The 12515-nt window shown below is 67.3% G+C and carries 10 protein-coding genes; 8 read left to right on the top strand and 2 right to left on the bottom strand.

Annotated features, from left to right (window positions below; all coding sequences use genetic code 11):
- The first annotated feature begins 1 nt into the window (after nt 1).
- Nucleotides 2-1024, top strand: a complete 1023-nt coding sequence (locus FH610_RS22745; protein ID WP_139576609.1) for a LacI family DNA-binding transcriptional regulator — start codon at nt 2-4, stop codon at nt 1022-1024.
- A gap of 146 nt (nt 1025-1170) precedes the next feature.
- Complete coding sequence (locus tag FH610_RS22740; protein ID WP_139576604.1) at nt 1171-3354, top strand: alpha/beta hydrolase; 2184 nt, start codon at nt 1171-1173, stop codon at nt 3352-3354.
- A 136-nt stretch (nt 3355-3490) separates the two neighbouring features.
- On the opposite strand, the gene FH610_RS43780 is transcribed toward FH610_RS22740, so the two are convergent.
- The gene (locus tag FH610_RS43780) at nt 3491-3718 is read right to left on the bottom strand and encodes a hypothetical protein (RefSeq protein ID WP_205825978.1); all 228 of its coding nucleotides are present in this window, start codon (nt 3716-3718) and stop codon (nt 3491-3493) included.
- 16 nt (nt 3719-3734) lie between these two features.
- On the opposite strand from FH610_RS43780, the gene FH610_RS22735 reads away from it, so the two are divergent.
- From FH610_RS22735 to FH610_RS44565, 6 genes are all read left to right on the top strand, one after another.
- Nucleotides 3735-4940, top strand: a complete 1206-nt coding sequence (locus tag FH610_RS22735; protein WP_205825977.1) for an ABC transporter substrate-binding protein — start codon at nt 3735-3737, stop codon at nt 4938-4940.
- A 72-nt stretch (nt 4941-5012) separates the two neighbouring features.
- Complete coding sequence (locus FH610_RS22730; RefSeq protein WP_139576594.1) at nt 5013-5954, top strand: carbohydrate ABC transporter permease; 942 nt, start codon at nt 5013-5015, stop codon at nt 5952-5954.
- On the top strand, nt 5954-6835 hold the full coding sequence (locus tag FH610_RS22725) for a carbohydrate ABC transporter permease (RefSeq protein WP_139576587.1): 882 nt from the start codon (nt 5954-5956) through the stop codon (nt 6833-6835). Before FH610_RS22730 ends, FH610_RS22725 begins: the two co-directional genes overlap by 1 nt.
- 49 nt (nt 6836-6884) lie before the next feature.
- On the top strand, nt 6885-8612 hold the full coding sequence (locus FH610_RS22720; RefSeq protein ID WP_139576584.1) for an IlvD/Edd family dehydratase: 1728 nt from the start codon (nt 6885-6887) through the stop codon (nt 8610-8612).
- A gap of 196 nt (nt 8613-8808) precedes the next feature.
- Entirely contained in the window at nt 8809-9756 is a 948-nt protein-coding gene (locus FH610_RS22715) for a PaaX family transcriptional regulator (RefSeq protein ID WP_139576579.1), read from the top strand.
- A gap of 508 nt (nt 9757-10264) precedes the next feature.
- Complete coding sequence (locus FH610_RS44565) at nt 10265-11557, top strand: RICIN domain-containing protein (RefSeq protein WP_139576573.1); 1293 nt, start codon at nt 10265-10267, stop codon at nt 11555-11557.
- Between the two features lie 299 nt (nt 11558-11856).
- On the opposite strand, the gene FH610_RS22705 is transcribed toward FH610_RS44565, so the two are convergent.
- Complete coding sequence (locus tag FH610_RS22705) at nt 11857-12480, bottom strand: TetR/AcrR family transcriptional regulator (RefSeq protein WP_139576567.1); 624 nt, start codon at nt 12478-12480, stop codon at nt 11857-11859.
- Between the last annotated feature and the right edge of the window lie 35 nt (nt 12481-12515).

The following is a 12515-nucleotide window of genomic DNA, read 5'->3' as shown; positions in this document are numbered from 1 at the left end:
CATGGCCGAAGGCGGTGCGCCGGTGACAATGAGCGATGTCGCGCGACTGGCGGGTGTCTCCACCGCAACGGTCTCACGGGTGGTCAACGGACGCTACGGCGTCAGTGCCGGCACCATCGCGCAGGTCCGTTCGGCCATCGAGCGGCTGGGCTACGAGTCGAGTCTGGTGGCGACGAGCCTGCGGCGCAGCCGTACCAATGTCCTGGGTCTGGTCACCCACAGCTTCCAGTCCTATACGGCCGAGGTGCTCAAGGGTGTGATGGAGGCGTTGGCCCAGTCGAGCTTCGATCTGATCATCTACGCCAACAGCGATCTCTACGGGACGTATTCGGAGGGCTGGGAGCAGCGGCATCTGACCCGCCTGTCGGGCACGCTCACGGACGGGTGCATCGTCGTCACACCCTGGGGCGAGGTGCGCAGCAGCACTCCGGTCGTGGTCATCGATCCGGTGCGGGATTCGACGGTGCCGTCGGTGACGGCGGACAACCTCTCGGGCGCCACCACAGTGGTCGAGCATCTGCTGGGCCTTGGTCACCGGCGTATCGGATTCATCGCGGGCCGTTCCAGTCTCGCGGCCGCGTGGTCGCGAGAGGAGGGTTACCGGAGGGCGCTGACCGAAGCCGGTGTGCCGGTCGACCCGGCCTTGATCGGCAGGGGGGATTTCAATCCCGAGTCCGCGGTCCCGTTGGCACGCGAGTTGCTGGAAAGGGCGGACCGTCCGACGGCGATCTTCGCGGCGAGCGACGGGATGGCCCTGAAGGTTCTGGAGGTCGCGAAGGAGTTGGGGCTCAGCGTTCCCGGCGACCTGTCGGTGGCCGGATTCGACAACATTCCGGAGTCCGCGTTGGCGGAGCCGGGGCTGACCACGGTGGACCAGTCGATGTACCGACTCGGATACGAGGCCGCTCACATGCTGAAGTCGCTGGTGACCGGTGAGTGGGAGGGCCCCCGCCAGATACTGCTCCCGACGCGCTTGGTGGTCCGCGGCAGCACCGCACCGCCGAGGACCACAACAAGGCCCTGACGCACCCGCAGGCGCGGCCGACGTCAGGTCAATCAAAACGAAACCCGTTACGGACGGAGGTGCAGGAACAGAGTCCACGACACATCCACCGATGAATCAGTCGACCAGTCGGGCCCAATCCGCTGTCGACTATTAAGGAGTTCGGTATGACGTTGTCATTATATCACGGCAGCGTGCGCCCCATGGGCGTACGCCGGCTCTCGGCGGTGATCGTCGCCGGAGTCATGGCGCTCGCGGCGGTGTTGCTCGCGCCTCGGCCGGCGGTGGCGGACACGCCGTGGCTGAGTGTCTCCGAGGACGGCTACGCGTCGTTCACCGTCCCGGCGGCAGACGTCCAGGCCAACGTGGGCCAGGTGTCCCAGGTCGTCATCGAGGGGAACTTCGGTCCCTCCTCCGCCTGGGCGGAGTTCGGCCTGACCCGCAGGGGCGACGTGTGGTCGGGGATCCTCGGCCCGCTCAAGCCGGGGCTGTACTACTACCAGGTCACGGGTGACGACACCAAGGGTCTGAAGGACCCGACGAACGGCACCACCGTGGCGTCCAAGCCCCTGTGGAGCACGTTCCTCGTTGCGGGCGACTCGGCGCGTCTGCTGGCGGACGCGCCTGAGGGGCAGGGCGGCAAGGTCGAGACCCTGGCCTATCGGGTCAAGACGGAGGAGCGGTCGGCTCTGGTCTGGACCCCGGCCGGGTACTCGGCCAAGGGTGGCAAGCCATATCCGGTGCTGTTCCTGCAGTCCGGCACGGACAGGAGTGCCACCGACTGGCTCGACCTCGGTCGCGCCAAGCAGATCCTCGACAACCTGTCGGCTCAGGGCGCCGTGGAGCCGATGGTGGTCGTGATCACCGACGGTCGCGGGCCGGACGACGACAAGGACCTCAAGGACCTCCGTAAGGCGGTCGGGGACGCCTACCACGTCCATCGCGACCGGGAGCATCAGGCGATCGCCGGTGTGTCCGAGGGCGGGTCGCAGGCGTTGCGCGCCGCGCTGACCGGCCCGGGCCAGTTCGCCTACGCCGGCTCGTTCTCGGGTCTCCTCACGGAGATCGCCGGTGGGGGACCCGGTCCCAGGCCGAACCCCGGTGTCAAGCTGGTGCGTCTGTACACCGGGAACGTGACCGATCCCGCGTACAACGCGACCGTCCGCCTGACGAAGGCGCTGGACCGCGCGCGTGTCAGGTACGAGTTCGACGGGGTCAACCCCGACGCCGGGGCGAACTGGACCGCCTGGCAGGAGAACCTGATCGATTTCGTGCCGAGGCTGTTCCGCAAGGTGTCGGACCATGGTCCGAGCGCCGGTCACGGGCCGCTGAAGGGCGAGTTCACCCCGCCCGCAGCCGGCACCACTCCGACGCCGTTCGTGTCCGAGGGCGGCTTCGTCACCTTCGAGACCACGACGGACTTCACGAACGCCCAGCACGTCACGGTGTGGGCGAACACGGCTCCCGGCGGAAGCTGGCTCCGCATCCCCCTGTCCCGTGAGGGCGACCGGTGGCGGGCGACCGTGGGCCCGCTGGACCCGTGGTTCTACTACTACAAGTTCATCGTCGACCGGGTCTCGGTCAAGGACGCGTCGAACCCGACGAAGGTGACCACCGAGCCGACGTGGAGCACCTTCCTCGTCTCCGGAGAGAGGTCGCGGCTGCTTTCGGACGTTCCCGCCGGTCAGGGCGGAAAGGTGGAGAGCCTGACGTACCGGAGCAACGTGGCGAACGCGGACCGGACCGCGTTGGTGTGGACCCCGCCCGGATACGACCCGAACCGCGCGCAGCCGTATCCCGTCTTCTACCTCCAGCACGGTGGCGGCCAGAACTACACCGACTGGGTGGAGATGGGCCGCGCCAAGCAGATCCTCGACCACGAGTCCCTGGACGGCAAGCTGGTGCCGATGGTGGTCGTGATGGGCAACGGCAACACGTCCAACTTCAACAAGGAGCTGCTGGAGAACATCGTTCCGGCGGCCCGTGCCCGCTACAACATCTCCAGCGACCCGTCGCAGCAGGCGCTCGCGGGCCTCTCGATGGGCGGTGGACAGACGATCGGGGTGCTCAAGGCGTATCCGGGCCGGTTCGCCTACATCGCGGCGTTCTCGGCCGGGTTCGGCGGCGGCACCGGCGTCGACGTGGCGGCGATCAACAGCGGGACCAAGCTGTTGCGCATGTACGTCGGCGATGTGACCGACTTCGTGAACCCGTCGTTCATGGCCGGACTGGCCACGATGGACAGCCTCGGCGTCCACTACGAGTTCGACGGGGTCACCCCCGGACCGCACGGCTGGGACGTGTGGCAGAAGAACCTCATCGACCTGGCGCCGCGCCTGTTCAAGCGCTAGGCAGGCCCGTCGAGGCGGCCCCCCGGCCGTACTCGCCAGGCAGCGAAGTCATGTGAACGTTCACATATGAGGATCGGCACGAAGGACGGGGCGCGAATCGCGTCATCCGCGCCCCGTCCCGGCCGATCGCTCGGCCTCAGCGGCGGCGCATGACCCCTGTGCGCAGCGATCCCGGAAGGGAAATCATGTCAATGAAGACGAAAAGACTATTCGCCACCGCATCCATGCTCGCCGCCGCGTGCGTGCTTGCCGCCTGCTCCTCCACCGCGGGAAGCGAAAGCAATGCGAGTGCGGGCAACAGCGGTAACAGCGGAAACGATGCGACCGGAAACAAGGCGAGCAACTGCACGAACACGATCAGCAAGAAGGACCTGCCGGTCGTGACCTTCTGGGGCTGGTACCCCAACATGCAGCTCGTCGTCGACAACTTCAACAAGCAGAACAACGAGGTGCAGGTCTGCTGGACCAACGTCGGCCAGGGCGGTGACGAGTACGACAAGTTCCAGACGGCCATCTCGGCGGGCACCGGTGCTCCCGACGTGATCATGATCGAGGCGGACCGGATCCCGACCTTCCAGATCCAGAAGGCGCTCGTCGACATCAAGAAGTACGGCTATGACGCCGTCAAGGACAACTACGGCCCGGGCGCGTGGAAGGACGTCTCGATCGGTGGCGCGGTCTACGGCGTGCCGGTCGACGGCGGGCCGATGGCGATGATCTATCGGAAGGACATCTTCGACAAGTACGACATCACGCCGCCGAAGACATGGGCCGAGTACGAGCAGGCGGCGCAGAAGGTGAAGGACGCGGGGGGCCCGCTGTTCGGCGACTTGGGCGCGAACGTGTCGGCCGTCACGATGGCGCTGCAGATCCAGAAGGGCGCGAATCCGTTCACCTACGATCCGGCGCGGCCGGAGTCGATCGGTATCAAGCTGAACGACCAGGCATCCAAGGATGTGCTCGACTACTGGGGGCGCCTCGCCAAGAAGGGCCTGGTCGGGACGCAGGACCAGTTCACGCCGGAGTACATCGCCGGTGTGGTCAACGGTAAGTACGCGACGTACGTCTCGGCGGCCTGGGCGCCCGGATACCTCACCGGCGCCGGCGTGGGCAAGGGCAAGGACACCGGCAAGTTCGCGGTGGCGCCGCTCCCGCAGTGGGATCCCAACAACCCGGTGCAGGTGAACTGGGGCGGGTCGGCCTTCTCGGTGACGAGCCAGGCCAAGAACCCCGAACTCGCGGCGAAGGCGGCGTACGGCCTCTACGCCGACGACGAGTCGCTCACCGACGGCTGGACCAACCAGATCATCTTCCCGCTGAACCTCAAGGCGCTCAACGATCCCAAGTTCGTGGACCTGAAGGTGTCGTTCTTCGACGGCCAGCAGGCGAACAAGGAGGTCTACGTCCCCGCGGCGAACGCCTACAAGGGCATGACCTACAGCCCGTTCGGCCAGTACTACTTCGACGCCATGACGAAGCAGGTCAGTGCCCTCATCGAGGGCTCCGTCACCGGTGCGCAGGCCGCTGACCGAATCCAGGAGGACGTGGTGAGCTACGCCAAGGAGCAAGGGTTCACCGTTCAGTGACAACACGGGTGGGCCGGTCCGTCCCCGGCCGGCCCACCCGCGACCCCCGGCATCGACTTTGCGGAGCCCAAGATGACCCTCCTGACCGAGGAGAGTGCGGCGAGCACTCAAGAGAAAGCGCACAAGGTCCGCGGCAAGGTGCGCCTTCGTGAGCACCTGATGGGGTGGCTCTTCGTCGGGCCATTCGGGATCGTCTTCCTGGCGCTTCTCATCGCGCCGCTCGCGTACGCGTTCTACCTCAGCCTCTGGCAGAAGAAGCTGATCGGCGGCACCAGCTTCGTCTTCCTCGGCAACTACGTGAAGGCGTTCACCGACCCGACTTTCCTCTCCGGGGCGTGGTTCGTCATCCGCTTCTCGCTCGTCGCCATCCCGCTGCAGATCGTCATCGCGCTCGCGATGGCCCTCATCCTGGACGCCGTGACCTCGCTGTTCACCCGCTTCTCCCGCCTCATGATTTTTCTCCCCTATGCCATTCCCACGGTCATCGGGGCGGTCATGTGGGGATTCCTGTACAGCAAGAGCTTCGGGCCGCTCTCCGACATCTTCGGGTTGTTCGGCGCCACCGCGCCCGACTTCTTCAGCAGCAATCTGATTTTCTACGGCCTGATCAACGTCGTCACGTGGCAGTGGGCCGGCTACTACATGATCATCCTGTATGCGGCGCTCCAGGGCATCGACCCGACACTTTACGAGGCCGCCCGCATGGACGGCGCCGGCAAATGGCAGATCGCGCTTCGGATAAAAATCCCGCTGATCGCCCCCGCGCTGCTCCTGATCCTGGTCTTCTCACTCATCGGCACCCTGCAGTTCTTCAACGAACCACAGATTCTGCGATACCTCGCGGCCGGCACGATCGCACCGGGATTCACCCCCAACATGTACGCGTACCAGCAGGCGTTCGGGCTCGCGAACTTCAACTACGGATCGGCGATCTCCTTCGCCCTCGGCGGGATCGTGTTCGTCTGCGTCTACGCCTTCCTGTTCTTCACCCGCAAGCGGAGGAGCTTCTTCTGATGACCGGCAGCTCCGGCGCCGGCGCACGCCGCCGTCCCCAACGCCACCTCCCCCTGCAGATTTTCCTCGGGTTCCTGGTCGTGTACTTCCTCGTGCCGTTCTGGTGGGTCGCCGTCAACAGTTCCAAAGACGCCCCCGGCCTGTTCGGCGGCGGCAACACGCTGTGGTTCGCCGATCGGGTCGACTATTTCGGGAATCTCCAGCGGCTGTTCACCTACGACGGCGGCATCTACGGCAGGTGGATCCTCAACTCCACGCTTTACGCGTTCGCAGGCGGGATCGGCGCCACGATCCTGGCCGTCATGGCCGGCTACGGATTCGCCAAATACCGGTTCGCCGGCAGACGCTTCAGCTTCTCGATCCTGCTCGGCGCGTTGATGGTGCCCGCGACCGCCCTGGTGATTCCCACCTTCATGATGTTCTCCGGGCTCGGCCTGACGAACACGATCTGGGCGGTGATCCTCCCGTCACTGCTCAACCCGTTCGGCGTCTACCTGATGCACGTGTACGCGCGTGACGCGGTTCCCGACGAGATCCTGGACGCGGCGCGGGTCGACGGCGCGGGTGAAGTGCGGACGTTCCTCCAGGTCGCCTTCCCGCTGATGCGACCGGCGGTGGTCACAGTGCTGCTCCTGTCCGCCGTGGCGTCCTGGAACAACTACTTCCTGCCCCTCGCCATGCTCTCCGACAACCGCCTTTTCCCCGTCACCGTCGGGCTCGGACTCTGGCAGGGCATCGCCTCGGCGAACAACGCGGGCAGTACCTCCCTTTGGAGCCTCATCATCCTGGGCGCGCTCGTGTCGGTGGTCCCGCTCATCATCGCCTTTTTCACTCTCCAGCGACACTGGCGCGGCGGACTGTCCGTCGGAGGCCTGAGGTAGCCGTGGCCGGTCGTCCAGCAGTCGATCGAAATGACAGAGAGGTGTGCCGATGTCGATGACGAATCGCCCGCTGCGGAGCCAGCAGTGGTTCGGAGCGGAGGGCCGCAACGGGTTCATCCACCGATCGTGGATGCGCAACCAGGGATTCGCGGACGACGTCTTCGACGGCCGGCCGGTGGTCGGCATCGCCACGACGTGGTCGGAGCTGACGCCGTGCAACGCCCACCTGCACGACCTGGCCGAGTCGGTGAAGCGCGGCGTGTGGGAGAGCGGTGGCCTGCCGCTGGAGTTCCCGGCGATGAGCCTGGGGGAGCCGCTGATGCGGCCGACGACCATGCTCTACCGCAATCTGCTGGCGATGGAGGCGGAGGAACTGATCCGGGCCAACCCGCTCGACGGGGTGGTGCTGCTGTCCGGCTGTGACAAGACCACGCCCGGGCTGCTCATGGGCGCGGCCAGTGTCGACCTGCCGACTCTGATGATCACCGGCGGTCCTATGCTCAACGGCAAATTCCGTGGGCGGGACATCGGGTCGGGCACCGATGTGTGGCGTTTCACCGAGGAACAGCGCGCCGGCCGGATGACCGCGGCCGACTGCGCCGAGGCGGAAGTCTGCATGTCCCGCAGCCGCGGGCACTGCATGACCATGGGGACCGCCTCCACGATGGCCTGTGTGACCGAGGCGCTCGGCGTCCAGTTGCCGGGGGCCGCCGCCGTGCCCGCGGTCGACTCCCGCCGATACGCGCTCGCGCACGCCGCCGGGCGCCGGATCGTGGCCATGGTCGAAGAGGACCAGCGGCTGTCCACAGTGCTCACCCGGGAGGCCTTCGAGAACGCCATCCGGGTCAACGCCGCGATCGGCGGCTCCACCAACGCCGTGGTGCACCTGCTCGCGATCGCCGGGCGTCTCGGCGTCTCCCTGTCGCTGGAGGACTTCGACACGCTCACCGCCGATGTGCCCATGCTGGTGAACCTGATGCCCTCCGGCACGCACCTGATGGAGGACTTCGCGTACGCGGGCGGACTCCCGGTGGTGATGAAGGAGATCGCCTCCCTGCTGCACCTGGACCATGTCACCGTCAGCGGGAAGAGCGTGGCCGACAACATCAGCGGTGCCCAGTGCTGGAACCGAGAGGTCATCGGCACGATGGAGGAGCCGTTCCAGCCCGCCGGGTCGGGGACCGTCGTGCTGCGCGGGTCGCTCGCGCCGTCGGGGGCCGTGCTGAAGGTCTCCGCCGCCTCGCCCCATCTGCTCCAGCACACCGGACAGGCGCTCGTGTTCGACCGGATCGAGGACTACGTCGCCGCAGCCGACGACCCGGACCTGGACGTCACCGCCGACACGATCATCGTGGTGCAGAACGCCGGACCGCGCGGCTACCCCGGCTTCCCCGAGGTGGGCAACATGCCGATGCCACGACGGCTGCTCACCGACGGGGTCACCGACATGGTGCGGATCTCCGACGCCCGCATGAGCGGCACGGGATACGGCACCTGCATCCTGCACGTGGCCCCGGAGGCGTCGGTGGGCGGCCCCCTCGCACTCGTGCGCACCGGCGATGTGATTCGGCTCGACGTCCCGACACGGCGTCTGGACCTGCTGGTCGACGACGCGGAACTCGAGCGCCGTCGCGCCGCCTGGCAGCCTCCGCAACCGGCCGCCGACCGGGGATGGGTACGGCTGTACACCGAGCACGTGCTGCAAGCCGACAAGGGCGCGGACCTGGACTTCCTCGTCGGTGGCAGCGGCAGCGCCCCGCCCCGACACTCGCACTGAGCGTACGACCTGCGCCACGCGGGCCGTCTCGTTGTGGCTGAACGCAGGGGGCCACGGCCGGAAGCCGCCGAGCGGGCCGGCCACGCCCTCGCCGTATGAGGCCGCACGAGCATGCGACGCGATCACGGCGCGATCGAGCGAGAGTCCAGGCCCGGAGTCGTGCGGCGAAGGCGTTGTCGTGAGGCAAGCTGATGACGTGAGTGTCCATGTACCTCCGGACGATGTCGGAGCCCCACGGGCGCAGGTCGGCCCCAACCCGCAGCACCTGCTGACGACCTTGCTCGGTGAGTACCTCGACTCCTCGGATGCGGGCCTTCCCTCCATGGCGGTGGTCGCGATGCTCAGGGAGTTCGGCATCAGCGAGTCCAGCGCACGGGCCGCGTTGTCCCGGCTGACCAAGCGAGGCCTGATCGCCGTACGGGGATCTGGACGGCCGCCCGTGTACCACCTCACGCCTCAGGCGGTCGCCAGGCACCGCTCCCGGATGGATCATTTCCTGAGCTTCGGCGCACGCCCGCCGCGATGGACGGGAGACTGGGTGACCGTCTCCTTCTCGGTTCCCCAGTCAGGCCAGGCCACACGGCACGCGGTCCGCAAGGCGCTGGGGTCGCTGGGATTCGCGCGGCTGTACGACAGCGTGTGGATCCGGCCTGGATCCGACTCCGGTCCGGTGACTCAGGCGCTGTGTGACGTCCTGGACGACGTCGACGGCGGTCGATGGTCGGTCATGCACACGCGGTTCGACGAGGAGGCCGGGCCGCACGGTCCGGCCGCCGCCTACGATCTGGCCGGCCTCGCCTCTGCCTACGAGGCTTTCATCGCGCGGTACTCGGACCTGCGGGCGGCCGTCCGCGACGGGGAGATCGACGCGACCCGGGCGCTGGTGGCCCGGACCTCTGTCATGGATTCCTGGCGGAAGTTCCCGGACATCGACCCGAACCTTCCCGAGCACCTCCTGCCGGCGCCGTGGCCCCGTCAGGCTGCCAGGGACCTCATGCTGGAGATCCATTCCGCTCTCGGCTCGCTCGCCGAGGCGCGGCTCATCCAGGTCGCGACACCTCACTGGCCGGACGCCGCGTCCTGGATCACCCATTTCCAGGCATCGGAGAATTCCGTTTCGATCCCGGCCGGCGGGGACGGCTGAAGAAACTTTCACGCACTCGAACGACTCCCTGGTCGCCGGGGCGCGTCTCGCGACCGCTGCGGCGCGTAGCTCCCCGACTGGCCGCCGCCCGCGAGATCCCACCGGAGCGTCGGGCCTGCCAGGCATTGTGACCTGCGCCGGAGCCGCCTGCACCGGTCAGTCCCCGCGGCGCCGGGCAGGGGGCCGGTGGCGCCGGCCCGGAGGTTGGCCGGTCTACGCCCGGATCCGAGTGCGTCAGGGGCGTTTCCGGTCTGCGCGCACCACTTAACGTGCCGAGTGTGGTCCCTTGACACTTTTTATTACCGCAGTGATAGTAACTGCACGCTGTTCTTCATCGGCTCGTTCCGCCCGGTACGGGCGCAAACTCGCAGTCGAGATCTCGAAATTCGGTTGGCGCCGACCAGCCCGACTGCGGTGGGAGTTGTTTCGCCGTTGTCGGGCTCCGTCGGCGTGCGCCGCGCATGCCACATCCGACATAGAGCGCCGTTGTGACACCTCGGAGGGCGAAATGAGAAAACGCTCGATTATCAGCGCAGTGCTGGCGGCCGCGGTCGCCCCACTCTGCGCCGGAATAGTGGCGCTGACCACGACCCCGGCCGCCGCGGCGGTCGGGGGCTCGGGCCCCTACCCGGCCGATTACGAGACCTCCACCGGCCTGCCCAATCACACCATCTACCGGCCCGGAACCCTCCCGTCCGAGAAGCTCCCCATTTTCGTATGGGGCAACGGAGGCTGCTCCGCCAACGGGACGGGGCAGCTGAACTTCCTCCGCGAGATCGCCTCGTACGGGTTCCTGGTCATCGCCAGCGGCAGCCCGAACGGCTCTGGTTCGACGACGTCCCAGATGCTCACCCAGTCCATCGACTGGGCGGTCGCGGAGAACAGCCGCCAGGGCAGCAAATACAACGGCAGGCTCGACACCAGCAAGATCGCTGTAGGGGGCTGGTCCTGCGGAGGGCTGGAGGCCTACGCCGTCTCCAACGACTCACGTATCAGCACGACCACCATCTTCAGTAGCGGCTTGTTGAACGACTCCGACGACTACCAGCTCCGCCGGCTGACGAAGCCGATCGCCTACTTCATCGGCGGGCCGAGTGACATCGCCTACCCGAACGCCATCGACGACTGGGGCAAGTTGCCGGCGGGACTGCCCGCGTTCATGGGCAATCTGAACGTCGGACACGGCGGCACCTACGACCAGACCAACGGCGGAGAGTTCGGCCGTGTGGCGGTGCTGTACCTCAAGTGGCGGCTGAAGGGCGACACGACGGCCGGCGCCAACTTCGTCGGCCCCAACTGCGGCCTGTGCAGCACCCAGTGGCAGGTCCAGCAGAAGAACCTCACGCTCGACGGCGGTACCTCGTCTCCGTCCCCCAGCCCGTCCCCCAGCCCGAGCGTGACTCCTACCTCCGGTGGTGGTAGCGGGCCGATCAAGGGGGCGGCCTCCGGCCGCTGCCTGGACGTGCCCGGCGCGAGCACCGCCGACGGCACCCAGGTGCAGCTGTGGGACTGCAACGGCGGCACCAACCAGACCTGGACCTCCACCTCCGCCGGTGAGATCCGGGTGTACGGCAACAAGTGCCTCGACGCGGCCGGCACCGGCAACGGCGCCAAGGTCCAGATCTACTCCTGCTGGGGCGGCGACAACCAGAAGTGGCGGGTGAACTCCGACGGCACCATCCAGGGCGTCCAGTCCGGGTTGTGCCTCGACGCCGCCGGAGCCGGCACCGGCAACGGCACCAAGATCCAGCTTTATTCCTGCTGGGGCGGCACCAACCAGAAGTGGGCCTGGAACGGATAGCCCGCGCCCGTGGCCTGCGGTGCCGACCACCCCGCCGCACCGCAGGCCACGCCCCGGGCAGCCCCTCACCCGCTGATGCCGGGACGACGCGGTAGCGGGCCGGTGTCAGCCGAGCACCTCCGGACCAAAGAAGAGCCCCTGACCTGCGTTGTCACAGGTCAGGGGCTCTTCTAACGTCGCCACCCAGCGCGTAGGGAGCCCGGCGCCGACGCGGGCGTGCTGACCGAGGTCCGGCGGGTGTTCGAGGCCGACGTCTTCTGGCCGAGCAGGAGTGCGGCGGCCGTCGGCAGTGGCCTGTGTCACGCTGCAGTCGGCGGCGGCATGACGATGTGGAGGAGTCGCCGGATTCTGTCAAGGTCGACGTCGGTCGCCAGCCGGGCCTCCTCTGGCATCTCGTCCACGAGGGGTTCGACTCCGAACAGCAGGCGGGGGAGCGTCGGGTGGATGACGAGGCCGATCAGTTCGTTCGCCACGACCTCGGCCTTGTCAGGCGCGAGCCCCAGGGCTGTCACCAGATGTGAGGCGAGATCGCGGACCGTGATCCCGAAGAGGACGTCGTAGAGGCCCGCTGCCAGATCCGGTAGTCGGTCGGCCTCGGCGACGCCGAGACGGAGCATCCTGGCGACCGAGGACCACCGCAACAGCTGTACGAAGCGCCCGCAGTACTGCACGACCGCTTCCGACGGTTGCGCGGAGTACTCGGCAGGTGTGCGCATCCGGGCACCGAACAGGACACGGATGCGCTCGACGACCGCGAGGAACAGCGCGTCCTTGGTCGGGAAGTGCGCATACAGGGAACGCTTCGACGTTTCCGCGCGCGCCGCGATCGCATCCATGGAGGTCCGCTCGAAGCCGTCCTCCAGGAACGCGAGCTTCGCCGTGTCGAGGATGTGCTCGCGCAACTCTTGCCCGCGTCGGGCCATTGGCACTCACCTTAAAGTATACGGTACAGTCGAGT

This window comes from Microbispora catharanthi (assembly GCF_006334915.2).
Taxonomy (GTDB): Bacteria; Actinomycetota; Actinomycetes; order Streptosporangiales; family Streptosporangiaceae; genus Microbispora; species Microbispora catharanthi.
The sequence above is the reverse complement of the archived record's forward strand: the minus strand, read 5'-3'. Positions and strand labels throughout refer to the sequence as shown.